This is a genomic window from Priestia sp. LL-8 (genome assembly GCF_036227845.1).
In the GTDB taxonomy this organism is placed as follows: domain Bacteria; phylum Bacillota; class Bacilli; order Bacillales; family Bacillaceae_H; genus Priestia; species Priestia zanthoxyli.
Map to the genome: position 1 here is coordinate 68,352 of NZ_JAZAQH010000001.1, position 24,149 is coordinate 92,500.

The following is a 24,149-nucleotide window of genomic DNA, read 5'->3' on the forward strand; positions in this document are numbered from 1 at the left end:
AAGCAATGACAGGTAAAGTAACAGTTATTGGTTTAGGAGCAGGCGACTTAGAACAGCTACCTGTAGGTATTTATCGCTTGCTACAGCAGGAGAAGCATATTTATATGCGCACAAAAGAACATCCTGTAATCAAAGAATTAGAAAGTGAAGGCTTGACGTATGTATCCTATGATGACATATACGAATCGTATGATGCATTTGAAGAGGTATATGAACATATATCAAATGATTTAATCGATAAAGCTTCAATAGAAGAAGTGGTGTATGCCGTTCCCGGGCACCCTTTAGTGGCAGAACGTACAGTTCAATTACTTTTACAAAAAGGAAAAGAACGAGGCATTCCTGTTGAAATTAAAGGAGGACAAAGCTTCTTAGACCCAATTTTTGGTGCGCTAAAGATCGATCCTATTGAAGGGTTTCAGCTGCTAGACGGAACAGACTTAAAGCGAAGCGAAATAGAGTTAACAGGTCATGTTCTAATTGCTCAAGTATACGATCAGTTCGTTGCCTCAGAGGTAAAGCTCACGCTGATGGAACATGTTCCTGATGATTACCTCGTTTACATTGTAACAGCAGCGGGAAGCAGTGAAGAAAAAATCCAGCCGGTCAAGCTGTATGAATTGGATAGAGAAATGTCGCTCAATAACTTAACGACTATTTATGTCCCTCCAGTAGCAGACGAAACAATTTTATATCATCAATTTGACGCATTCAGAAGGATTATTGCCACGCTTAGAGGGCCAAACGGATGTCCTTGGGATCAAAAACAAACGCATGAATCGCTCAAGCGCTATTTGCTAGAAGAGTCTTATGAGTTATTAGATGCAATTGACCGTCAAGATGACGATAATATGATTGAAGAGCTCGGTGATGTATTGCTGCAAGTATTGCTTCATGCACAAATCGGTGAAGATGAAGGAATGTTTTCAATTGATGATGTCATTCGCAGTGTTTCAGAGAAAATGGTAAGACGCCATCCGCATGTGTTTGGGGACGTGAGCGTGAATGATGCAGATGAGGTCTTAAAGAATTGGGATGAAATCAAAAAAGAAGAAAAAGGAGAGGAACCTTCGTCTCTGTTAGCTTCTGTACCTGAGGCTATGCCTTCTTTAATGAAAGCGCATGGATACCAAAAACAAGCTGCAAAAGTTGGTTTCGATTGGTCAGAAGTTGAACCTATGTGGGAAAAAGTACAGGAAGAACTTGCTGAATTCCAAGAGGAAGTACAGCATGCTGATAAAGAAAAAATGAGCGATGAATTTGGAGATATTTTATTTGCTTTAGTGAATATTGCAAGATTTTATAAAATTGACTCTGAAGCTGCATTAGCTAAAACGAATACAAAATTTTTAAATCGATTTCAATATATTGAAGAAAAAGTGAGAGCTTCTGAAAAACCATTTGAATCTTTTTCGTTAGAAGAGTTAGACGAATTTTGGGAAGAAGCCAAAAAAACAGGTTTGTAAAACAGAAAGGTGAGGGAATTATGAGGTTAGATAAATTTTTAAAAGTATCACGTTTAATTAAGCGCCGTACATTAGCAAAAGAAGTATCAGACAAGGGCCGTATTACTATTAATGGTATCGTTGCAAAAGCAAGCACAAATGTGAAAGTAGGAGATGAATTAGCGATCACATTTGGCACGAAGAAAATTACCGTTAAAATAGAGGCTCTTCAAGAAGCAGCTAAAAAAGAAGAAGCAGCTAATTTGTACTCAATTGTCAAAGAAGAGCGTATTTCATCTGAAGTATAACTGATGAAGGCTTGTTCTAAATCACCTTTCTCATTCATATGTTTTAAACAACAGATAACAAGAGCGAATGCTCTTAATGAATGAGGTGGGGATGAAGATATGAGCCAATTTTACGAAACAAGCAATTCAAACAAAGACCATACTCCAAATCATGATTTAGTGATGAAGGGTCGGCGTCTCTTAGATATCACGGGTGTGAAGCAGGTAGAGAGCTTTGACAATGAGGAATTTTTACTTGAAACAGTGATGGGTTTCTTGTCAGTTAGAGGGCAAAATCTGCAAATGAAAAATTTAGACGTTGATCAAGGAATTGTATCGATAAAAGGAAAAATCTTTGATATAGTTTACTTAGATGAGAACCAATCGGAGAAGGCTAAAGGATTCTTTAGTAAGTTGTTTCGATGAGTTTAAACATTCAGCTCTATACAATGCTTGCGATGGTATCGATGGGAAGCGGTTTAGGTGCTTCTCTCGATACTTATCGTTACTTTGTTAATCGCTCTAAATCACGCTCATGGTTTGTATTTGTGAATGACGTATTGTTTTGGATGGTGCAAGCTCTTCTCATTTTTTATGTGTTGTTTTTAGTGAATGAAGGAGAACTGCGTTTGTATGCGTTTCTTGCTTTGTTTTGCGGTTTTGCCGCGTATCAAAGCTTATTTCAATCACTGTATTTAAAAGTATTAACATTTACTGTCTCGAGCGTATTAAGTTTATATCGAGGTGTTTTAACGCTTAGTAATATTTTTTTGGTCAAGCCTATCCGCTTCTTTATTCATATTCTACTTGTAGTCGCTTTAGGAATCTACCGAGCCGTTCATAAGCTGCTCGTATTCTGTCTAAAGCTTATTTACGTACCGACCAGGTGGGTTCTTTTCGTATTTTGGAGAATGATGCCTAAACCTGTAAAACGATTTTTACATATGGGTTTTCGGTATATAGAAGGAATTTACAATCGTGCAAAGAATATGATAATGAGAATCGTTGCATGGGTGAACACTTTAAAAAACAAGGGGGACGACTAATTCAATGAGTGCGGTACGAAAAAAAAAGGTCGCGAAGTTAAATACTGATTATAGCCATAAACAAGAGCAAATTAAACAAAATACAGATCGAAAGCGTATCGGTTTAATTAGGCGTTTGACTGTTTTCGGAGTGTTGGCCTTAATCATTGGTGGATTGATGGTATCAGCTTTAATTACGCAAACCTCAGCTATTGAGAACAAAAAAGCTGAGAAGGTGAAATTAGAACAGCAGCTGACAAAATTACAAAGCAAGCAAAAGCAGTTAAAAGGTGAAATCGTCAAGTTAAATGACGATGATTATATTAAAAAGATTGCCCGCAGAGATTATTTTTTATCAGAAGACGGGGAAATTATCTTTAATGTAAAAAAAGACTAAACGTATGGTTCGTTGACAGTGTATTTTTGCTTTTTGTATAATATAATAAATTGATTTCTTTTATCATTTAAGGAGGAGCATTTTTTTTATGTCAATCGAAGTAGGCAGCAAGTTACAGGGAAAGGTAACAGGTATTACGAACTTTGGAGCTTTTGTTGAGTTACCAGGAGGTTCAACAGGCTTGGTTCATATCAGTGAAGTAGCTGATAATTACGTAAAGGACATTAACGACCATTTAAAAGTGGGCGACGAAGTTGAAGTCAAAGTAATTAACGTTGAGAAAGATGGTAAAATTGGTCTTTCAATTAAGAAAGCGGTAGACAAACCAGAACGTCCAGAAAGACCAGAGCGTCCTGCAAGAGCGCCACGCTCAGACCGTCCACGTGATTCACGCCCACAACGTAATAACAATCGTGGTGGCGGTAATGATTTCCGTACAAAAGAAACATTCGAACAAAAAATGAATCGTTTCTTAAAAGACAGTGAAGAACGTTTATCTTCCCTAAAACGCCATACCGAATCAAAACGCGGTGGACGCGGTGCAAAACGCGGTTAACTTGCTGCTTATATCAAATAGATAGCGAGTTTTTGGAAAGTACCTTTTATCTAAAAGGTGCTTTTTTTATATGTAAAAAAGAGTAGAAAAAAAGCATGTACTGTTGTACATGCTTTTTGATGACCCGTACGGGATTCGAACCCGTGTTACCGCCGTGAAAGGGCGGTGTCTTAACCGCTTGACCAACGGGCCGTTATTCGAGTAGCGGCGGAGGGGATCGAACCCCCGACCTCACGGGTATGAACCGTACGCTCTAGCCAGCTGAGCTACACCGCCATTATACGTGCTCTAAAAGACATTTATAATAATATAAAAAAGCAGGGGTATTGTCAATAACTTTTTTATTATTTTTATAGACTTTTATTTGCTTTTAAAAAAGAATGATGAGCATAGGCTTTAACAGTATCTCTGATATTTTTTAAATTGCTATGTAAGATTGTACATCTTTTTGTATAGTTTTCAATATAATACTAGAAAATAGTCGAACGATTATAGGTATTTTGCTAGTCCGTTTGACAAAATTTCACCTTTCGCCGCGATATAATAACGAATAAGTATAATTAGCGGGTGGTGGGAGAATGCAAAAGACGGAAAGAGATTTTGCAAGTCCAACAACAGAGGCGGTATTTAACCGAACTAGATTAGAAATGTCCCGTGTATTTACAAAGGCGGGTATGAAAACGGAAAAGGTGTTATTTCAGTGGGGATTGTTGCTGCTAGTCGTAGGTTTCTTATTAGGACGAGCGTTAATTTTAATGAAAATCATGCCATTTGCTTTGCCATTCTTTGCAGCTGTAATGGCTATAAAAAAAGAAAAAGCACCATTAGCAAGTTTAGCCGTATTGGCAGGGGCATTTAGTGTTTCCATTCAAAATGGAGGTACCGTATTTGCTACACTATTTGTTTTCTTACTAATTCATCGATTTAGCGGCATACTGACAATGGATCCGTTAAAGAAGCTGCCGTTCACTGTATTTAGCGCGATGTTACTTACAAAACTAACTATTTTTTATGTGTTTACCAAGGAATTCACCATGTATGATTTTACATTTGTAGCAGTAGAAGCAGGGTTGAGCTTTATCTTAACAATGATTTTCTTACAAAGCGTGCCTTTAATTTCATACCGAAAGAGAAAACAATCATTAAAAACAGAAGAAGTGATCTCTCTTATTATTTTATTGGCATCTGTTATGACGGGGACAATAGGGTGGATGATTTACGGGCTTTCGGCTGAACATATATTATCTCGTTACTTAGTATTAGTTTTTGCGTTTGTATCTGGCCCTACGATAGGAGCTACGGTAGGGGTCGTAACCGGTTTAATTTTAAGCTTCGCGAATGTTTCCAGTTTGTATGAAATGAGTTTACTCGCTTTTTCCGGCTTGCTTGGAGGACTTTTAAAAGACGGTAAAAAGCTAGGGGCAGCTCTTGGGCTGGTTGTTGGTTCATTGCTAATTGGCCTATATGCTCAGGCAGATCAAGGGTTGACGACTAATTTGTATGAATCACTGACGGCCGTTGTCCTATTTTTATTAACCCCATCTTTTGTTTTGAAAAACTTAAGTAAACTAGTACCAGGGACATCTGAAAACATGCTTGAACAACAGCAGTACGTGCGCAAGATCCGAGATGTAACAGCGAATCGCGTAGAACAGTTCTCAAATGTTTTTCAAGCACTTTCCAAAAGCTTCACGCAAAATGGATTTTATGATGAAAAGCCAAGCGCGGATAAAGAAGTTGATTATTTCTTAAGCAGTGTTACCGAAAGGACGTGCCAATTTTGTTTTAAAAAAGAACAATGTTGGGCACAGCAGTTTGATACAACCTATGAATATATGAAGGAAATTATGCTTGAAGTTGATAATGGCACTCTTGAGCAAAATCCAAGACTAATTCGAGAAATGGACAAACATTGTGTGAAATCGAAAAAAGTCATTGATGTGATTGAGCATGAACTTACGTATTTTAAAGCCAATCAGCACTTAAAAGCCCAAATTCAAGAAAGTAGAAGGATTGTAGCAGAACAGCTTCACGGTGTTTCTGAAGTTATGGGGAATTTTGCAAAAGAAATTAAGCGAGAGCGCGAAAATTTAAATGTACAAGAAGAACAGATTTTAGAAGCTCTTCGTAACTTTGGGATGGAAATCAATCAAATTGAAATTTATAGCTTAGAACCCGGAAATGTAGATATTGAAATGTGGGTGCCATATTGTCACGGAAGAGGAGAATGCGAGAAGATTATTGCGCCAATGCTTACCGATATTTTAGGTGAAAGTATTGTAGTAAAGAACGAAGAGTGTGCTAAATATCCTCAAGGCTATTGCCACGTTTCGTTTGGTTGTACAAAAGCGTACGTTGTTGATACAGGCGTGGCACATGCTGCTAAAGGCGGAGGGTTTGTATCGGGTGACAGCTACTCCATGATTGAGCTAAACGCCGGTAAGTATGCACTAGCTATTAGCGATGGTATGGGGAATGGAGAGCGTGCCCACTATGAAAGCAGCGAAACGCTTCAGCTGTTAAAACAAATTTTACAAACAGGAATAGAAGAGACAATTGCAATTAAATCGATTAACTCTATTTTATCGCTACGTACAAACGATGAGATCTTTTCTACGTTAGATTTAGCGATGATCGACTTACAAGATGCCAATGTAAGCTTCTTGAAAATCGGTTCTACACCGAGCTTCATCAAACGTGGAGATAAGGTTATTAAAATACAGGCAAGCAATTTGCCAATGGGGATTATTGAAGAATTTGAAGTGGATGTTGTGAATGAACAAATGAAGGCGGAAGACTTATTAATTATGATGAGTGACGGCGTATTTGAAGGACCAAAACACGTTGAGAACTACGAAATGTGGATGAAGCGAAAAATTGGCGAGCTTCAAACAAACGATCCACAAGAAATTGCAGACTTAATTATGGAAGAAGTTATTCGAACAAAATCAGGTTTAATTGAAGATGATATGACGGTAGTTGTGGCAAAACTTCAGCACAATACCCCGAAATGGTCATCGATTCCTTCTTACGCTTATCGTAAAAAAGCACAATAGTTAGATAGAAGTATATTTTATCTCCTCCTCGTCTATCATGTTAATACTGATAATGAGGAGGGGATTTTTTTATGAAAAAAGGTACATTGAAACAGATGTTGGTCATTACGGACGGTGGTTCGAATACAGGTGAAGATCCGGTAGCAATGGCTGCACTAGCTAAAGAACAAGGAATTAGTGTAAACGTTATTGGTGTGATGGAAGAGGACACAATTGATGAGCAAAGCACGAATGAAATAGAAGGCATTGCCATGTCAGGCGGTGGCGTGAGTCAAATTGTTTACGTAAAACAGCTGTCTCAAACTGTTCAAATGGTTACAAGGCAGGCAATGACGCAAACACTTCAAGGCGTTGTAAATAAAGAACTTCAGCAAATTCTAGGTTCCTCTAATTCAAGATTAGAAGAGTTATCTCCTGAGAAGCGAGGAGAAATCATGGAAGTGGTTGATGAACTTGGGGAAACGGTTGACTTAGAGATTCTTATTTTAGTTGACATGAGCGGAAGTATGAAAAATAAGCTCCCTACTGTAAAGGAGTCGCTGTTAGATTTATCGTTAAGCTTGAATGCTCGAATGGGGCACAATCAATTTTCAATCTTTTTATTTCCTGGGAAAAAGAAAGATGTAGAGAAGCTAATGGACTGGAATCCAAGATTAGAGTCGCTTTCAACGATTTTCCCAAAACTAACAGCAGGAGGTATTACGCCTACTGGACCGGCTATCAAAGAGGCTACTCATTATTTCACTAAAAAGCGCTCATTGAGAGGGTTGTTAAAAAATAATGAACAATACATTGAAGAATCAGGTATGTAACCTATCTCCGGGAACAGAAATTCAAGGAAAATGGCATCACGTCCATTATAAAATTCTTGAGAAATTAGGCGTGGGAGCAACTGGAGTTGTCTACTTAGTCCAATTAGTAAACGGAACGCTAGCGGCGTTAAAAATAAGCTTTTCCAACATGTCTGTTACAGCAGAAGTGAATGTATTAAAAAAGTTGTCTCAAGTCAAAGACAAAGTGCTAGGACCGCGCTTACTTGATGTAGATGATTGGAGCTATGGTTCTCACGCTCTTTCTTTCTATGTAATGGAGTATGTGAAAGGGCAGCCTCTCCTTTCTTTTATCTCAACAAGAGGGACAGAATGGCTGCAAGTATTTGCAAGTCAGCTCTTAACAGACTTAGAAAACCTTCATGAAGAAGGTTGGGTATTTGGCGATTTAAAACCAGAAAACCTGGTCGTAACATCTGACCCCGTAAAAGTTCGATGGATTGACGTCGGAGGAACAACTCTGCAAGGGCGGTCAATAAAAGAATTTACCGACTTTTATGATCGAGCGCACTGGGGGCTTGGCTCTCGAAAAGCAGAACCAACCTATGATTTGTTTGCTGTATCTATGGTTTTGATTCATGCAGCTTATGGTAAGCGAATTAATAAAACAGACAAACCGGCTGAACAATTAAAACGATTTATATTAACAACAAAGCAGTTGGAACCTTTCGGGGACGTTTTGTATCAAGCGGTTACGGGAAAGTATAAGTCAGCTAAAGAAATGAAAACAGAGGTGTTATCGGTCGAAAAAAGAAGAGGGGCAAAAAGTAAAGGAACAAAGCCTCAAAACGTTCGTCAACCGTCTGCCCCTCGTGTTAAAGTAAAGAAGAAGCGTTCTCACGTGTTAGAGACGCTACTACTTTGTACGTCTGTAATGTTGATTTATATTTTGTATCTATTTATTCAAGTGCTATAAAGTTTGGAGAAATTGTGAAACTTTCCTTATAGTCATTCGTATAAAGTAAATTAATGATACATTATTGCGTGTACATTATAAGGATGAGTCATTCCTATGGAAAAGCAAGTGAACAATTTTATGACAAAACATCAGTTATTATCCGCAGGCTCTACGGTGATTGTAGGTATTTCTGGTGGTCCTGATTCTTTAGCACTGCTGCATTTCTTATGGAGTCTGAAAGAGCAAAAATCTCTCACGATTATTGCTGCTCATGTTGATCATATGTTCCGGGGCAAAGAGTCACAGCAAGATATGGAATATGTGCAGAACTACTGCAAACAATTGAATATTAAATGTGAGGCGAAGCAGATTGATGTTACTGCCTATCAGAAGGAAAGAAAGTTATCTTCTCAAGTAGCAGCCAGAGAATGCCGCTATGCATTTTTTACTCATGTTATGAAGAAGCACAAAGCAAATCTTCTTGCATTAGGACATCACGGAGATGATCAGATTGAAACGATGTTAATGCGAATGGTCCGAGGTAGTACGATGAATGGATACGCAGGGATGCAGCCCAAGCGGCCATATGCGGATGGATTTATTATTAGGCCGTTCCTATCCGTAACGAAAGAAGAAATCAATCGCTACTGTAAGCTACATGGGCTTACCCCTCGGATTGATCCGAGTAATGAGAAAGATTCGTACACGAGAAATCGGTTTCGTCATTACGTTTTGCCATTTTTAAAGCAAGAAAACGCTGCTGTACATGAAAAATTTCAACAATTTAGCGAGAACTTGCATGAAGATCAAGCATACTTAGAGGAATTAACGACCGATGTGATGAATAAAGTAATGAGAAAGAAATTGCAAAATGAAATTCTCATTGATAGAGATTGTTTTCTAAGGATACGCAAGCCTTTACAAAGGCGTGGTATTCAACTAATATTAAACTATCTCTATAAAGAAATTCCTCCAACCCTTTCCTCAGCACATGTTGACATGTTAGTAGGATTTTGTGAAAGTGAAAAACCGTCTGGGACGCTTGACTTTCCAAAAGGTTTACGCATTATCCGATCTTACAACGACTGTCTTTTCACCTTTAATGAGGGGAACATCGAGCCATATGAATTTATTGTTCCGATTCCAGGGGTCGTCGAGCTTCCAAATGGTCACCAGCTTATTTGTGAAATACATAATAAAGTCGAAGATATAAAAGGAAACGATGTTTTTCTTTTAGATGAAGCTCACGATTTACAATCATTAAAGGTAAGGACACGAAAAAATGGCGATAAAATGCGAGTAAAGGGCATGAAGGGACATAAAAAAGTAAAGGATATTTTTATCGATGAAAAAATCCCTTTACACTTCAGAGATCATTGGCCGGTAGTGGAAGATAGCCAAGGAACTATTTTGTGGCTACCTGGTTTGAAAAAATCTGCTTATGAACTGCATACACATAAGTCCAGATATGTTATTTTATACTATAAGTAGCGAAAACTTCTAGGAGGCAAGTAAGGAATGAAGCAGGATATTCAAGAAATTTTGATTTCAGAAGAAGAAATACAACAGAAAGTAAAAGAATTGGGTAAGCTATTATCTGAGGAATACGCTGACCGTTTTCCTTTGGTAATCGGTGTATTAAAAGGCGCTATGCCTTTTATGTCTGATCTAATTAAGCGTGTTGATACATATTTAGAAATGGATTTTATGGATGTATCAAGTTATGGCAACGCGATGGTTTCTTCTGGTGAAGTAAAAATCCTAAAAGATTTAGATACATCAGTTGAAGGTCGAGACATTCTTATCTTAGAGGATATTATCGACAGCGGCTTAACGCTTAGCTATCTTGTAGAGTTATTCAAGTACCGTAAAGCTAAGTCAATTAAGATTGTCACACTCTTAGACAAACCAACAGGTCGTAAAGCATCTATTAAAGCAGATTACGTTGGTTTTGAAGTACCTGATGCATTCGTAGTAGGGTATGGATTAGATTATCAAGAAAAATATCGTAACCTGCCGTATATTGGGGTTCTTAAACCACAAGTATACAGCAATTAATAAGCACATATCCAAGTGCAATTTATTGGATAGGATAAATGTTCTATGTTAGTATTGAATACAGTATTTGTTTATCGTGGGAGGAGGTAAGAAATGAATCGGATCTTCCGTAATACCATCTTTTATTTACTTATATTTTTAGTCATTATTGGCGTGGTAAGCTTCTTTAGTGGCTCTAATCAAAAAGCAGAACCAATGAGATACGATACATTTGTTCAACACTTAGACAAAGGTGATGTGAAATCACTCTCTATGAAGCCTGAAAGAGGCGTGTATGTTGTGCAAGGGAAGTTAGATTCTTATAAAAAGGATCAAACGTTCCAAACTTACATCGTAGATGGTGACAAAGCACTTGATCGTATTGACGCTGCTTCAGAAAATAATCAAGTAGAAGTTGATTTTAAACCTGCTGATGAAACAAGCGGCTGGGTAACGTTCTTTACGTCAATCATTCCGTTTGTTATTATTTTCATCCTATTCTTCTTCTTACTGAACCAAGCTCAAGGTGGCGGAAGCCGCGTTATGAACTTCGGTAAAAGTAAAGCTAAGCTTTACAGTGAAGAAAAGAAAAAGGTTAAATTTAAAGACGTAGCTGGTGCAGACGAAGAAAAGCAAGAGCTTGTGGAAGTTGTTGAGTTCTTAAAAGATCCTCGTAAATTCGCAGAGCTAGGTGCAAGAATCCCGAAGGGTGTCTTACTTGTGGGACCTCCTGGTACTGGTAAAACATTATTAGCAAGAGCTGTTGCTGGTGAAGCAGGCGTTCCTTTCTTCTCTATCAGTGGTTCAGACTTTGTTGAAATGTTTGTTGGGGTCGGTGCTTCTCGTGTTCGTGATTTATTCGAAAATGCGAAGAAGAATGCTCCATGTATTATCTTTATTGATGAAATCGATGCTGTAGGTCGTCAACGTGGCGCAGGTCTTGGTGGCGGACACGATGAGCGTGAACAAACATTGAACCAATTGCTTGTTGAGATGGATGGTTTTGGTGCTAACGAAGGTATCATTATCATTGCAGCAACAAACCGCCCGGATATCTTAGATCCAGCGTTATTACGTCCAGGCCGCTTCGACCGTCAAATTACGGTAGATCGTCCAGATGTAAATGGCCGTGAAGCAGTGCTTAAAGTACATGCTCGCAATAAGCCTTTAGATGAATCAGTAAACTTAAAAGCAATTGCTATGCGTACGCCAGGTTTCTCAGGTGCAGATCTTGAAAACTTGTTAAACGAAGCTGCCTTAGTAGCTGCTAGACAGGACAAAAAGAAAATTGAAATGGTTGACATTGACGAAGCAACAGACCGCGTAATTGCAGGTCCAGCTAAGAAAAGTCGAGTTATTTCTAAAAAAGAACGCAATATTGTTGCTTATCATGAAGCAGGACATACAATTATCGGTGTCGTATTAGACGAAGCTGATATGGTACATAAAGTAACCATTGTTCCACGTGGGCAAGCTGGTGGATATGCTGTTATGTTACCAAAAGAAGATCGCTACTTTATGACGAAGCCAGAGCTGCTGGATAAAATTGTTGGATTGCTTGGCGGTCGCGTAGCTGAGGAAATTATTTTCGGCGAAGTGAGTACAGGTGCTCACAATGACTTCCAGCGTGCAACAAGCATCGCTCGTAAAATGGTAACAGAATACGGTATGAGTGAAAAGTTAGGACCAATGCAATTCGGTCAATCACAACAAGGCCAAGTATTCTTAGGTCGTGATTTACACAGTGAACAAAACTACAGTGATGCGATTGCTCATGAAATTGATAATGAAATCCAACGTTTCATTAAAGAAAGCTATGAGCGTGCGAAGCAGATCTTAACGGAAAACCGTGACAAGTTAGAGCTTGTAGCTCAAACATTGTTAGAAGTAGAAACGTTAGACGCTGAGCAGATCAACCACTTAGTAGATCATGGAACTCTTCCAGACCGTTCTAGTCACGTAACAGATGAAGATGTTAAAGTAAACATCCAAACAAAGACAGACGATGAAGAGCCAAAAGCATAAGAAAATAAAAATCAGTGGAGATATTCTCCACTGATTTTTTTAATGGGCAAAAGTTAGGTTTGGTAAAAGACTTTCGTATATATGGTGGATAAGTAGGATATCCACTAGAGAATCGTGTCATTATATTCCTATTTTATCTAGAATATACACGTCTATTTACCAGTTATGGTATGATGGTTTCAGTGTGAATACTGAATTTAAATAAAGTGGTGATTGAAATGATTTTTGTATTAGATGTTGGAAATACCAATACGGTATTAGGTGTATACGATGGAGATGAATTAAAGTACCATTGGCGTGTAGAAACAAGCCGTAATAAAACAGAAGACGAGTATGGCATGACAATCAAAGCCTTGCTTGAGCACGTTAGTTTATCTTTTAAAGATATTCATGGTATTATTATTTCCTCTGTTGTTCCTCCTATTATGTTTGCATTGGAGAGAATGTGTCAAAAGTATTTTCATTTAAAGCCGCTTGTTGTTGGTCCTGGAATTAAGACGGGTTTAAATATTAAATATGAAAATCCACGTGAAGTGGGAGCAGACCGTATTGTCAATGCTGTTGCTGGAATTCAGCTGTACGGAAGCCCTTTAATTATCGTTGATTTTGGTACCGCAACCACATATTGCTACATTGATGAAAATAAGCAATATATGGGTGGTGCAATTGCCCCTGGTATTAATATTTCGACAGAAGCTCTTTATTCAAGAGCATCGAAGCTTCCGCGTATTGAAATTGCGCGACCAAATAGCATTGTTGGGAAAAATACAGTATCTGCGATGCAAGCAGGTATTTTATATGGATACGTTGGACAAGTAGAAGGAATTGTAGCAAGAATGAAAGAGCAAGCAACAGTAAATCCTAAAGTTATTGCTACTGGAGGACTCGCAACATTGATTGCTAAAGAGTCGGATATTATTGATATTGTGGATCCATTTTTGACTTTAAAAGGATTACAAATAATCTATACAAAAAATATGGAGTAAGAGGTGTATATTATGGGCGACTATTTAGTAAAAGCACTAGCTTACAATAGTCAAGTTCGCGCTTATGCGGTAAAAACAACGGATACAGTTGGAGAAGCGCAGCGCCGTCACTATACATGGCCTACAGCCTCTGCAGCATTGGGACGTTCAATGACTGCGGGAGTTATGATGGGGGCTATGCTAAAAGGTGAGCAAAAGCTAACAATTAAAATTGAAGGCCGCGGCCCAATTGGCGTTATCTTAGTAGACAGCAATGCTAAAGGGGAAGTGCGTGGATATGTAACGAATCCACAAACGCACTTCGATTTAAATCAGCATGGGAAATTAGATGTAGCACGTGCTGTAGGTACAGATGGCACGCTAAGTGTCGTAAAAGACATCGGGATGCGTGATCAATTTAATGGACAAGTACCTATCGTATCCGGAGAATTAGGAGAGGATTTCACGTATTATTTTGTGACATCTGAACAAGTCCCATCTTCAGTAGGTGTAGGAGTACTTGTTAACCCTGATAACACGATCTTAGCTGCGGGCGGATTTATCATTCAGCTTCTGCCGGGAACAGATGATAAAACGATTACAGCTATTGAACAACGATTACAAACGATTGAGCCCATTTCAAAACTGATTCAAAAAGGTCTTTCTCCTGAGGAAATCTTAGAAGAAGTTCTTGGAAAAGAAAATGTAAAGTTTCTGGAGACAATGCCTGTAGAGTTCAAATGTCAGTGCTCAGAAGAAAGAATTGCCAATGCTATTATCAGCTTAGGACAAGAAGAGATTCAATCAATGATTGAGGAAGATGGCCAAGCTGAAGCACAGTGTCATTTCTGTAATGAGACCTATCGTTTTGATAAAAAACAGCTTGAAGAAATGAAAGAACAAGCAATTTAAAAGAAATAAAAGATTCTTAAAAGGCGTCATTTTATAAATGGGCGCCTTTTTTTATAGATATTAAGTTCTATTTCTGTATATATTGATCTAAAAATATAACAAAAATAGGTAAATGGAAAGACAAAATGATTGACAATTTAGAAAACATCTGATAAATTGTATACAAAATCAATAAAATTAGTTGGTATTAGGAGTGGTCATATGGCACGTATTGCAAATTCAATTACAGAGTTAATTGGTCAAACACCAATCGTAAAACTAAACCGTCTAGTTGAAGAAGATATGGCGGATGTATATTTAAAATTAGAATTTATGAACCCGGGAAGCAGCGTAAAAGATCGTATCGCATTAGCGATGATTGAAGATGCGGAAGCAAAAGGTGTGTTAAAACCTGGCGACACAATCATTGAACCAACAAGCGGTAACACAGGAATTGGCCTAGCAATGGTAGCTGCAGCAAAAGGATACCGTGCTATTTTAACAATGCCTGAAACGATGAGTATTGAGCGTCGTAATCTGCTTCGTGCGTACGGTGCAGAGTTAGTGTTAACACCAGGTCCAGAAGGAATGAAAGGGGCGGTTAATAAAGCAACTGAGCTTGCAAAAGAGCACGGCTATTTTATTCCTCAGCAGTTCCAAAACGAGGCGAACCCAGAAGTGCACCGTCAAACAACGGCTAAAGAAATTATCGAGCAGTTTGGCGATCAGCTAGACGGATTTGTGGCAGGTATCGGTACTGGCGGTACTATTACAGGTGCTGGTGAAGTTTTAAAAGAAAAGTACCCAAATATCAAAATTTATGCGGTAGAGCCAGCTGATTCTCCGATTTTAAGCGGTGGTCAACCAGGACCTCATAAAATTCAAGGAATTGGTGCAAACTTTGTTCCGGATACGCTTAACACGGAAGTATATGACGAAGTGGTTGCTGTTCAAAACGACCAAGCTTTTGAATATGCCCGTAAAGTAGCAAAAACAGAAGGTGTACTTGTAGGTATCTCTTCTGGGGCTGCGATTTATGCTGCGTTAAAAGCTGCAAAACAGCTAGGAAAAGGTAAAAAAGTGTTAGCGATTATTCCAAGTAACGGTGAGCGTTACTTGAGTACTCCGTTGTTCCAATTCGAGGAACAAACACAAGCATAAAAACCATAAAAGAACAGCTTCTATATGAAGCTGTTTTTTTTCATCTGAGAATCATGTAAAATGAAAGCAGGTGATTTATTTTTAGGAGAGTGAACAAATGCAGCAAAGAATGACTTGGGGCGAATCTATTTCTATCTCTAAAAACCAATGGTTCAAAAAATATCAAGAGTTGTCAAAAGAGGAACCGAATCATATCCTGCTTGAAAGCGGTCGAGGCGGAAAGTTTCAAATGATGGGATTAAAACCTGTAGCCATTTTGCGAGGCGAACAAAACGAGCTTCATATCAAAACCGATAGCCAAGCTATTGTTCAAAAAGGTAATCCGCTTCATCTTATGCGAGACTGGATGAAGAAATTTGAAGCAGAGGTGAATCCAGATCTTCCTCCTTTTCAAGGTGGAGCAATTGGCTTTATTAGCTATGATTATATCCGCTATGTAGAAACCATACCTGATCTTGCTGAAGATTCATTGAAAACGCCGGACGTTTATTTCCTTATTTTCGATGACGTATTTGTATACGATCAAGAAAAGGAAAAGCTCTGGATTATCGTTAATGACGAAGCAGATTGTAAAGAGCAGGCACATAAGCGTATTGATCAATACAAAAAGGACTGGATGGAGGCAAGTGCTGAAGGACTCTCATATGAGCAGATTCATCGCGTTGCCGAAAAGAGTGAGGTTTCGATGTCTGAAGCTGCTTTTTCAGATGCCACAACTCGCGTACATGAGTACATCGGGCAAGGCGATGTGTTTCAAGTGAACTTATCTGTTCGACAGTCTCAACAGCTTCAAACTCATCCTATGCATATCTACGAACAGGTACGAAAAATCAACCCGTCTCCTTACATGTCTTATATGCAGACAGAAGAATTTCACATTGTGAGCTGTTCACCAGAACTATTAGTGAAAAAAGCCGGTGATGAAATCAGTACGAGACCGATTGCGGGAACGCGCTCTCGAGGTAAGGATGATCAAGAAGACCAACAGTTAGCGGATGAGCTGATTCATAATGAAAAAGAGCGTGCAGAGCATGTGATGCTTGTTGACTTGGAGCGTAATGATCTTGGTAGAGTAAGCGAATATGGTACGGTTCATGTTGACGAGTTTATGGTTATTGAAAAGTATTCACATGTGATGCATATTGTGTCTAATGTAAAAGGCAAGCTCGCGCGCAATAAAGATTTTGTAGATATTGTAGATGCGGTTTTTCCTGGAGGAACGATTACTGGAGCACCTAAAGTTCGCACAATGGAAATCATTGAAGAACTTGAACCTGTAAGGCGAGGAATTTATACAGGATCGATTGGTTGGATTGGGTTTAATGGAGATATGGAATTAAATATTGCGATTCGCACTATGATTATTCAAGACGGCCAAGCTTATGTGCAGGCTGGTGCGGGTGTTGTAATTGATTCAAATCCGAAACACGAATACAAAGAATCACTGAAAAAAGCAATTGCACTATGGAAAGCAAAAGAGCAGAGCGAAAATGAGCTGAGTGAGGGTGAGTAAAGATGATATTAATGATTGATAATTATGATTCTTTTACGTTTAATTTAGTACAGTATTTAGGTGAGCTAGGGCATGAGCTTCTTGTAAAAAGAAATGATGAAATTACACTTTCTGAAATTGAAGTGCTAAATCCAGATTTCTTGATGATCTCCCCGGGACCTTGTAGTCCTAACGAAGCGGGAATCAGTTTAGAAGCCATCGAGTATTTTGCAGGTAAGATTCCAATATTCGGCGTATGCTTAGGGCATCAGTCGATTGGGCAAGCTTTTGGAGGGAATGTGATTCGTGCGGATAAATTAATGCACGGTAAAACATCTGAAATGCATCATGATGGCCGTACTATCTTTAAAGGTCTTGATAATCCGTTCACGGCAACTCGATATCATTCTTTGATTGTAGAAAAAAGTTCACTGCCGGATTGTTTTGAAATTTCAGCGTGGACAGCAGAAGATGAGATTATGGCGATTCGCCATAAATCATTACCTATTGAAGGAGTACAGTTCCACCCTGAATCTATCATGACTTCTTACGGGAAAGAAATGCTGAAGAATTTTATTGAAACTTACGAAAAAAAGCGAGTGTAATGATATGTATATATACGTAAATGGCGAAGTAAAGCCTGCATCTGAAGCCACTATTTCTCCGTTTGATCACGGATATATGTATGGCCTAGGGCTGTTTGAAACGTTACGAGTTTATGAAGGTCACCCATTTTTAGTGGAAGACCATCTGGATCGACTGCGTAGCAGCTTACGTGAATTAAATATTGTATGGGACTACTCTACACAGGACGTGTTGGGAATCATTAATAGTCTGTTAATGAAAAACAATGAGAGAAATGCGTATGTTCGATTAAATGTCTCGGCAGGAAATGGCGGAATTGGATTGCAAGTGGAAGAATACGACAAGCCATCTACAATCGTATATATGAAATCAATGCCTCATCCATCGAGCCCCCTTGTAAAAGAGGGGCTTATTCTTGAGACGAAACGAAATACGCCTGAAGGAACCATGAGGTTGAAGTCTCATCACTATTTAAATAATGTACTAGCTAAACGAGAAGTTGGTTCAGACTTAAATAAAGAGGGTATCTTTTTAACAAAAGAAGGGTTTTTAGCCGAAGGTATTGTGTCCAATTTATTTTTTGTAAAAGAGGGCTGCGTGTATACACCGTCTCTTAAAACAGGTATCTTAAATGGAATTACGAGACAGTTTATTTTTACGCTTTTAAAAAAGAAAAACATAGAAGTTGTAGAAGGTTTATTTACAGTGGAACAGCTTTTGGAGAGTGATGAAGCTTTCGTTACAAATTCTATTCAAGAAATCGTACCTCTTCGAAGTATAAAGGATAAGCAGTTTTTAGTCGGAGACCATACGTTGACAGCTCAGTTGCAAAAAGAGTATCGCTCTTACACGATGTCGCTAATGAGTCGACGCGAGCTACATGTATAAAAGCGAAAGGAGAGGATAAAGATGGATAAAATTTATGTGAATGATATGCGTTTCTATGGATATCATGGCGTATTTCCAGAAGAAAATAAATTAGGGCAGCGTTTTCACGTGGATTTAGCTGTAGAACTAGATTTAAAACAAGCTGGTACTACGGACAATTTAGAATACTCGGTGAGCTATGCAGATTTATACCAAACATGCCAGGAAGTTGTAGAGAAGCGCACGTTCAAGTTAGTTGAAACGGTGGCCGAAACGATTGCATCTGAATTGCTTGCTAATTACGAACTCGTGCAGGCTTGTACAGTAAAGGTATATAAACCTGATCCGCCAATTCCCGGTTATTATCAATCGGTAGCTATTGAAATTAAAAGGAGCCGTTGAATGACAGTAGAAGCATATATTGCATTAGGATCAAATATTGAAAATCGAATGGAACATTTGAAGTCGGGAGTTACTGGCTTGATGAAACACTCTGAGGTTAAGGTAGTGGCTGTTTCATCTGTTTATGAAACGGCCCCGGTCGGATATACGAATCAAGCAAGCTTTTTAAACATGGTAGTAAAAATACAAACAACGTATTCACCAGAGCAACTTTTAGATTGTTTGCAAGCCATTGAACAAGCGGCAGGTCGAAAAAGAGAGATTGTATGGGGGCCTAGAACCCTTGATTTAGATATCTTACTTTATAGTAATGAAATCATTCATACGGATAGATTGAGCGTCCCTCATCCTCGAATGTTTGAACGGGCGTTTGTGATGGTTCCTCTAAACGAACTAGCTCCATCTCTTATTCTCCCTGTAGCAGAAGAAAAAGTTGAAACCATCACAACACGTTTATCGGATTTAAAAGATGTAAAATTATTTCGAGAGCAAACAACTGGTATACTAGACATGTTCGAAAATAATAGTAATGATTTACATAAGTAAAAACGAATCTTATTAGTTGATTCATTTTTATATTGGCGTAAAGTAGAGTTCAGAGTGAAAACTTTAAGGTTTGGGTTCGCAGGTTGTTGGTTTATTCGGTAGCTTGTTAGAGAAATCGAAGAAAAAGAGAAGCGAAGCAAGAATAAAGCGATTTGACATAGAGAAACGACTGAACCTATAATAATTTTAAAGAAACGTAGTAGTTGCCAGTAAACATGCTGGCCTTTTTTCTGTTTCGGAAAACTTAATTATACGATGGAGATGAGTAAACGATGAGTCATGAAGAATTAAATGATCAATTTCTCGTTCGTCGCGAAAAAATGAGCAACCTACGAGATCAAGGTATTGATCCGTTTGGTCAACGTTTTGAACGTACACATACATCACAGCAATTAATTAGTGAGTATGACGAGTTAACAAAAGAACAGTTAGAAGAAAATGAAGTGCCTGTGTCACTAGCTGGTCGTATTATGACAAAGCGTGGAAAAGGAAAAGCAGGTTTCGCTCACGTTCAAGATTTAACAGGACAAATTCAGCTTTATGTACGTAAAGATGCAATTGGCGAAGAACAGTACGAAATCTTCAGCAGCGTAGATATCGGTGACTTGGTAGGCGTTGAAGGTGTTTTATTCAAAACAAAAGTTGGCGAACTTTCTATTAAAGTAAAAGATTTCACGTTACTAACAAAAGCGCTTCGTCCACTTCCAGATAAATATCATGGTTTAAAAGATATTGAACAGCGCTACCGTCAACGTTACTTAGATTTAATTACAAACCCAGAAAGTAAACAAACATTTATCTCAAGAAGCCGCATTATTCAATCGATGCGCCGTTACTTAGATAATCATGGATACTTAGAAGTTGAAACACCGATGATGCATTCAATCGCAGGTGGAGCAGCAGCTCGTCCGTTTGTGACACACCACAATGCGCTTGATATGGAACTTTATATGCGTATTGCGATTGAACTTCATTTAAAACGTTTAATCGTAGGTGGATTAGAAAAAGTATATGAAATTGGCCGTGTATTCCGTAATGAAGGTGTGTCTACACGTCACAACCCTGAATTTACAATGATCGAATTGTACGAAGCGTATGCGGACTACAAAGATATCATGGCTTTAACAGAGAACTTAATTGCACATATTGCGCAAGAAGTACTTGGCACAACAAAGATTCAGTATGGCGATCAAGAGGTGGATTTAACTCCAGAGTGGACAAGACTTCATATGGTCGATGCTATTAAACAATATACGGGCGTAGACTTCTGGGGAGAAACATCTGTTGAAGAAGCTCGTGCTTTAGCGAAAGAACACGGGGTAGAAATCACTGAACACATGCAATATGGACATATTGTAAATGAATTCTTTGAACAAAAAGTAGAAGAGCAGTTAATTCAACCAACGTTCATTTACGGACATCCTGTAGAGATCTCTCCACTTGCTAAGAAAAATGCGGAAGATCCGCGTTTTACTGACCGTTTTGAGCTGTTTATCGTTGCACGTGAACACGCGAACGCATTTACAGAGCTAAATGATCCAATTGACCAACGTGAGCGCTTTGAAGCTCAGTTGAAAGAGAAAGAACAAGGAAACGATGAAGCACATGAGATGGATGATGACTTCATTGAGGCATTAGAATATGGTATGCCACCTACAGGTGGTCTAGGAATCGGTATTGACCGCCTTGTTATGTTACTAACAAATGCACCGTCAATCCGTGATGTACTATTATTCCCACATATGCGTCAACGCTAAAAAAGAGATGGCTACGGCCATCTTTTTTTAGTTAATAATATTAGAAAATTTAAACTTTTAATTTACCTCTTGTTTTTATAAAAACGATTTGGTATATTTATATCTGTTGCTAACGCAGACAAGCGAAAACAACAAAAAGAAATAAAAAAAGTTGTTGACATTACGTTAATAACTTGATAAGATAGTAAAGTCGCTTAAGAGCGACGGTTGAACTTTGAAAACTGAACAAAGCGACAAACGTCAACGTTAATTTTTATTTTTTAAATTGAGCAAGTCAAACATTTCTTCGGAGAGTTTGATCCTGGCTCAGGATGAACGCTGGCGGCGTGCCTAATACATGCAAGTCGAGCGAACTGATTAGAAGCTTGCTTCTATGACGTTAGCGGCGGACGGGTGAGTAACACGTGGGCAACCTGCCTGTAAGACTGGGATAACTTCGGGAAACCGAAGCTAATACCGGATAGGATCTTCTCCTTCATGGGAGATGATTGAAAGATGGTTTCGGCTATCACTTACAGATGGGCCCGCGGTGCATTAGCTAGTTGGTGAGGTAACGGCTCACCAAGGCAACGATGCATAGCCGACCTGAGAGGGTGATCGGCCACACTGGGACTGAGACACGGCCCAGACTCCTACGGGAGGCAGCAGTAGGGAATCTTCCGCAATGGACGAAAGTCTGACGGAGCAACGCCGCGTGAGTGATGAAGGCTTTCGGGTCGTAAAACTCTGTTGTTAGGGAAGAACAAGTACGAGAGTAACTGCTCGTACCTTGACGGTACCTAACCAGAAAGCCACGGCTAACTACGTGCCAGCAGCCGCGGTAATACGTAGGTGGCAAGCGTTATCCGGAATTATTGGGCGTAAAGCGCGCGCAGGCGGTTTCTTAAGTCTGATGTGAAAGCCCACGGCTCAACCGTGGAGGGTCATTGGAAACTGGGGAACTTGAGTGCAGAAGAGAAAAGCGGAATTCCACGTGTAGCGGTGAAATGCGTAGAGATGTGGAGGAACACCAGTGGCGAAGGCGGCTTTTTGGTCTGTAACTGACGCTGAGGCGCGAAAGCGTGGGGAGCAAACAGGATTAGATACCCTGGTAGTCCACGCCGTAAACGATGAGTGCTAAGTGTTAGAGGGTTTCCGCCCTTTAGTGCTGCAGCTAACGCATTAAGCACTCCGCCTGGGGAGTACGGTCGCAAGACTGAAACTCAAAGGAATTGACGGGGGCCCGCACAAGCGGTGGAGCATGTGGTTTAATTCGAAGCAACGCGAAGAACCTTACCAGGTCTTGACATCCTCTGACAACTCTAGAGATAGAGCGTTCCCCTTCGGGGGACAGAGTGACAGGTGGTGCATGGTTGTCGTCAGCTCGTGTCGTGAGATGTTGGGTTAAGTCCCGCAACGAGCGCAACCCTTGATCTTAGTTGCCAGCATTTAGTTGGGCACTCTAAGGTGACTGCCGGTGACAAACCGGAGGAAGGTGGGGATGACGTCAAATCATCATGCCCCTTATGACCTGGGCTACACACGTGCTACAATGGATGGTACAAAGGGCTGCAAGACCGCGAGGTCAAGCCAATCCCATAAAACCATTCTCAGTTCGGATTGTAGGCTGCAACTCGCCTACATGAAGCTGGAATCGCTAGTAATCGCGGATCAGCATGCCGCGGTGAATACGTTCCCGGGCCTTGTACACACCGCCCGTCACACCACGAGAGTTTGTAACACCCGAAGTCGGTGGAGTAACCGTAAGGAGCTAGCCGCCTAAGGTGGGACAGATGATTGGGGTGAAGTCGTAACAAGGTAGCCGTATCGGAAGGTGCGGCTGGATCACCTCCTTTCTAAGGATTTTTATAAGACGTACGTTTTGACACTTTGTTCAGTTTTGAGAGTTCAATCTCTCAATTATAGAAAGCATACTACTTTCTTCTTATTAGATAAGAAGAATTTTGGTTGCGATTGTTCTTTGAAAACTAGATAACAGTAATTGCTGAGGAAAAGTGAAACTTTTCTTTAATCAAACCAATAAATAACACAACAATATGTTGTACCATTTATTCGCTAATGGTTAAGTTAGAAAGGGCGCACGGTGAATGCCTTGGCACTAGGAGCCGATGAAGGACGGGACTAACACCGATATGCTTCGGGGAGCTGTAAGTGAGCTTTGATCCGGAGATTTCCGAATGGGGAAACCCACTGTTCGTAATGGAACAGTATCTTTATCTGAATACATAGGATATTGAAGGCAGACCCGGGGAACTGAAACATCTAAGTACCCGGAGGAAGAGAAAGCAAATGCGATTTCCTGAGTAGCGGCGAGCGAAACGGAATTAGCCCAAACCAAGAGGCTTGCCTCTTGGGGTTGTAGGACACTCTATACGGAGTTACAAAGGAACGAAGTAAATGAAGCGACCTGGAAAGGTCCGTCGAAGAAGGTAACAACCCTGTAGTTGAAACTTCGTTCCCTCTTGAGTGGATCCTGAGTACGGCGGAACACGTGAAATTCCGTCGGAAGCTGGGAGGACCATCTCCCAAGGCTAAATACTACCTAGTGACCGATAGTGAACCAGTACCGTGAGGGAAAGGTGAAAAGCACCCCGGAAGGGGAGTGAAAGAGATCCTGAAACCGTGTGCCTACAAGTAGTCAGAGCCCGTTAACGGGTGATGGCGTGCCTTTTGTAGAATGAACCGGCGAGTTACGATCCCATGCAAGGTTAAGCTGATAAGGCGGAGCCGTAGCGAAAGCGAGTCTGAATAGGGCGTTTAGTATGTGGTTGTAGACCCGAAACCAGGTGATCTACCCATGTCCAGGGTGAAGTTCAGGTAACACTGAATGGAGGCCCGAACCCACGCACGTTGAAAAGTGCGGGGATGAGGTGTGGGTAGCGGAGAAATTCCAATCGAACCTGGAGATAGCTGGTTCTCTCCGAAAT

21 protein-coding genes, 2 tRNA genes and 2 rRNA genes (1 of these 25 only partly in view) are annotated in these 24,149 nt (G+C 39.8%); 23 read left to right on the top strand and 2 right to left on the bottom strand.

The features are described 5' to 3' along the window. The first annotated feature begins 5 nt into the window (after nucleotides 1-5). From mazG to U9R83_RS00410, 6 genes are all read left to right on the top strand, one after another. Complete coding sequence (mazG, locus tag U9R83_RS00385; RefSeq protein WP_014462054.1) at nucleotides 6-1,466, top strand: nucleoside triphosphate pyrophosphohydrolase; 1,461 nt, start codon at nucleotides 6-8, stop codon at nucleotides 1,464-1,466. Between the two features lie 20 nt (nucleotides 1,467-1,486). Next, entirely contained in the window at nucleotides 1,487-1,753 is a 267-nt protein-coding gene (locus U9R83_RS00390) for an RNA-binding S4 domain-containing protein (RefSeq protein ID WP_013054875.1), read from the top strand. Between the two features lie 99 nt (nucleotides 1,754-1,852). Next, a complete protein-coding gene (gene yabP, locus U9R83_RS00395; RefSeq protein ID WP_013054876.1) occupies nucleotides 1,853-2,158 on the top strand; it encodes a sporulation protein YabP in 306 nt (101 codons plus the stop codon). Further along, nucleotides 2,155-2,778 carry a spore cortex biosynthesis protein YabQ gene (gene yabQ / locus U9R83_RS00400; protein ID WP_140451908.1) on the top strand — a complete coding sequence of 208 codons (624 nt, stop codon included), beginning with the start codon at nucleotides 2,155-2,157 and terminating at the stop codon, nucleotides 2,776-2,778. Before yabP ends, yabQ begins: the two co-directional genes overlap by 4 nt. 4 nt (nucleotides 2,779-2,782) lie before the next feature. Next, entirely contained in the window at nucleotides 2,783-3,154 is a 372-nt protein-coding gene (locus U9R83_RS00405) for an FtsB family cell division protein (RefSeq protein ID WP_013054878.1), read from the top strand. A gap of 88 nt (nucleotides 3,155-3,242) precedes the next feature. Further along, nucleotides 3,243-3,710, top strand: a complete 468-nt coding sequence (locus U9R83_RS00410; RefSeq protein WP_013054879.1) for a S1 domain-containing RNA-binding protein — start codon at nucleotides 3,243-3,245, stop codon at nucleotides 3,708-3,710. A gap of 120 nt (nucleotides 3,711-3,830) precedes the next feature. On the opposite strand, the gene U9R83_RS00415 is transcribed toward U9R83_RS00410, so the two are convergent. Together U9R83_RS00415 and U9R83_RS00420 are read right to left on the bottom strand one after the other, a co-directional pair. Next, nucleotides 3,831-3,902 (bottom strand) — tRNA-Glu (locus U9R83_RS00415). A 10-nt stretch (nucleotides 3,903-3,912) separates the two neighbouring features. Continuing rightward, a tRNA-Met gene (locus tag U9R83_RS00420) sits at nucleotides 3,913-3,986 on the bottom strand. Nucleotides 3,987-4,288: 302 nt separating this feature from the next. Here U9R83_RS00420 and spoIIE point away from each other — a divergent pair. From spoIIE to U9R83_RS00505, 17 genes are all read left to right on the top strand, one after another. Then, nucleotides 4,289-6,766, top strand: a complete 2,478-nt coding sequence (spoIIE, locus tag U9R83_RS00425) for a stage II sporulation protein E (RefSeq protein WP_014462049.1) — start codon at nucleotides 4,289-4,291, stop codon at nucleotides 6,764-6,766. A 71-nt stretch (nucleotides 6,767-6,837) separates the two neighbouring features. Next, entirely contained in the window at nucleotides 6,838-7,578 is a 741-nt protein-coding gene (locus U9R83_RS00430; RefSeq protein ID WP_013054881.1) for a VWA domain-containing protein, read from the top strand. Next, a complete protein-coding gene (locus tag U9R83_RS00435; protein ID WP_328575048.1) occupies nucleotides 7,547-8,512 on the top strand; it encodes a protein kinase domain-containing protein in 966 nt (321 codons plus the stop codon). The genes U9R83_RS00430 and U9R83_RS00435 overlap by 32 nt, the downstream gene beginning before the upstream one ends. A 96-nt stretch (nucleotides 8,513-8,608) precedes the next feature. Next, nucleotides 8,609-9,985, top strand: coding sequence for a tRNA lysidine(34) synthetase TilS (tilS, locus tag U9R83_RS00440; RefSeq protein WP_014462047.1), 1,377 nt, complete (start codon nucleotides 8,609-8,611; stop codon nucleotides 9,983-9,985). Nucleotides 9,986-10,012: 27 nt separating this feature from the next. Beyond that, entirely contained in the window at nucleotides 10,013-10,552 is a 540-nt protein-coding gene (gene hpt / locus U9R83_RS00445) for a hypoxanthine phosphoribosyltransferase (protein WP_013054884.1), read from the top strand. Between the two features lie 93 nt (nucleotides 10,553-10,645). Beyond that, nucleotides 10,646-12,556: an ATP-dependent zinc metalloprotease FtsH gene (ftsH, locus tag U9R83_RS00450; RefSeq protein WP_013054885.1), complete on the top strand. Its 1,911-nt coding sequence runs from the start codon at nucleotides 10,646-10,648 to the stop codon at nucleotides 12,554-12,556. 218 nt (nucleotides 12,557-12,774) lie between these two features. After that, nucleotides 12,775-13,542: a type III pantothenate kinase gene (locus U9R83_RS00455; protein WP_013054886.1), complete on the top strand. Its 768-nt coding sequence runs from the start codon at nucleotides 12,775-12,777 to the stop codon at nucleotides 13,540-13,542. Nucleotides 13,543-13,554: 12 nt separating this feature from the next. Continuing rightward, nucleotides 13,555-14,433, top strand: coding sequence for an Hsp33 family molecular chaperone HslO (hslO, locus tag U9R83_RS00460; RefSeq protein WP_013054887.1), 879 nt, complete (start codon nucleotides 13,555-13,557; stop codon nucleotides 14,431-14,433). A gap of 201 nt (nucleotides 14,434-14,634) precedes the next feature. Then, on the top strand, nucleotides 14,635-15,573 hold the full coding sequence (gene cysK, locus U9R83_RS00465; protein ID WP_013054888.1) for a cysteine synthase A: 939 nt from the start codon (nucleotides 14,635-14,637) through the stop codon (nucleotides 15,571-15,573). Nucleotides 15,574-15,670: 97 nt separating this feature from the next. Beyond that, a complete protein-coding gene (gene pabB / locus U9R83_RS00470; RefSeq protein ID WP_014462045.1) occupies nucleotides 15,671-17,086 on the top strand; it encodes an aminodeoxychorismate synthase component I in 1,416 nt (471 codons plus the stop codon). 2 nt (nucleotides 17,087-17,088) lie between these two features. Further along, a complete protein-coding gene (pabA, locus tag U9R83_RS00475) occupies nucleotides 17,089-17,670 on the top strand; it encodes an aminodeoxychorismate/anthranilate synthase component II (protein WP_013054890.1) in 582 nt (193 codons plus the stop codon). A 4-nt stretch (nucleotides 17,671-17,674) separates the two neighbouring features. After that, entirely contained in the window at nucleotides 17,675-18,538 is an 864-nt protein-coding gene (gene pabC / locus U9R83_RS00480) for an aminodeoxychorismate lyase (protein ID WP_014462044.1), read from the top strand. Nucleotides 18,539-18,559: 21 nt separating this feature from the next. Further along, nucleotides 18,560-18,919, top strand: a complete 360-nt coding sequence (gene folB / locus U9R83_RS00485; protein WP_013054892.1) for a dihydroneopterin aldolase — start codon at nucleotides 18,560-18,562, stop codon at nucleotides 18,917-18,919. Further along, nucleotides 18,920-19,465 carry a 2-amino-4-hydroxy-6-hydroxymethyldihydropteridine diphosphokinase gene (folK, locus tag U9R83_RS00490; protein WP_014462043.1) on the top strand — a complete coding sequence of 182 codons (546 nt, stop codon included), beginning with the start codon at nucleotides 18,920-18,922 and terminating at the stop codon, nucleotides 19,463-19,465. Nucleotides 19,466-19,737: 272 nt separating this feature from the next. Continuing rightward, the gene (gene lysS / locus U9R83_RS00495; RefSeq protein WP_013054894.1) at nucleotides 19,738-21,222 is read left to right on the top strand and encodes a lysine--tRNA ligase; all 1,485 of its coding nucleotides are present in this window, start codon (nucleotides 19,738-19,740) and stop codon (nucleotides 21,220-21,222) included. A gap of 283 nt (nucleotides 21,223-21,505) precedes the next feature. Further along, nucleotides 21,506-23,057, top strand: a 16S ribosomal RNA gene (locus tag U9R83_RS00500). Nucleotides 23,058-23,282: 225 nt separating this feature from the next. Then, nucleotides 23,283-24,149, top strand: a 23S ribosomal RNA gene (locus tag U9R83_RS00505) (it continues 2,069 nt past the right edge of the window). Together the 16S and 23S rRNA genes form the textbook arrangement of a ribosomal RNA operon.

Coding starts and splice junctions, on each gene's coding strand:
- mazG (WP_014462054.1), top strand. CDS start 6: ATGACAGGTAAAGTAACAGTTATTGGTTTAGGAGCAGGCGACTTAGAA.
- U9R83_RS00390 (WP_013054875.1), top strand. CDS start 1,487: ATGAGGTTAGATAAATTTTTAAAAGTATCACGTTTAATTAAGCGCCGT.
- yabP (WP_013054876.1), top strand. CDS start 1,853: ATGAGCCAATTTTACGAAACAAGCAATTCAAACAAAGACCATACTCCA.
- yabQ (WP_140451908.1), top strand. CDS start 2,155: ATGAGTTTAAACATTCAGCTCTATACAATGCTTGCGATGGTATCGATG.
- U9R83_RS00405 (WP_013054878.1), top strand. CDS start 2,783: ATGAGTGCGGTACGAAAAAAAAAGGTCGCGAAGTTAAATACTGATTAT.
- U9R83_RS00410 (WP_013054879.1), top strand. CDS start 3,243: ATGTCAATCGAAGTAGGCAGCAAGTTACAGGGAAAGGTAACAGGTATT.
- spoIIE (WP_014462049.1), top strand. CDS start 4,289: ATGCAAAAGACGGAAAGAGATTTTGCAAGTCCAACAACAGAGGCGGTA.
- U9R83_RS00430 (WP_013054881.1), top strand. CDS start 6,838: ATGAAAAAAGGTACATTGAAACAGATGTTGGTCATTACGGACGGTGGT.
- U9R83_RS00435 (WP_328575048.1), top strand. CDS start 7,547: ATGAACAATACATTGAAGAATCAGGTATGTAACCTATCTCCGGGAACA.
- tilS (WP_014462047.1), top strand. CDS start 8,609: ATGGAAAAGCAAGTGAACAATTTTATGACAAAACATCAGTTATTATCC.
- hpt (WP_013054884.1), top strand. CDS start 10,013: ATGAAGCAGGATATTCAAGAAATTTTGATTTCAGAAGAAGAAATACAA.
- ftsH (WP_013054885.1), top strand. CDS start 10,646: ATGAATCGGATCTTCCGTAATACCATCTTTTATTTACTTATATTTTTA.
- U9R83_RS00455 (WP_013054886.1), top strand. CDS start 12,775: ATGATTTTTGTATTAGATGTTGGAAATACCAATACGGTATTAGGTGTA.
- hslO (WP_013054887.1), top strand. CDS start 13,555: ATGGGCGACTATTTAGTAAAAGCACTAGCTTACAATAGTCAAGTTCGC.
- cysK (WP_013054888.1), top strand. CDS start 14,635: ATGGCACGTATTGCAAATTCAATTACAGAGTTAATTGGTCAAACACCA.
- pabB (WP_014462045.1), top strand. CDS start 15,671: ATGCAGCAAAGAATGACTTGGGGCGAATCTATTTCTATCTCTAAAAAC.
- pabA (WP_013054890.1), top strand. CDS start 17,089: ATGATATTAATGATTGATAATTATGATTCTTTTACGTTTAATTTAGTA.
- pabC (WP_014462044.1), top strand. CDS start 17,675: ATGTATATATACGTAAATGGCGAAGTAAAGCCTGCATCTGAAGCCACT.
- folB (WP_013054892.1), top strand. CDS start 18,560: ATGGATAAAATTTATGTGAATGATATGCGTTTCTATGGATATCATGGC.
- folK (WP_014462043.1), top strand. CDS start 18,920: ATGACAGTAGAAGCATATATTGCATTAGGATCAAATATTGAAAATCGA.
- lysS (WP_013054894.1), top strand. CDS start 19,738: ATGAGTCATGAAGAATTAAATGATCAATTTCTCGTTCGTCGCGAAAAA.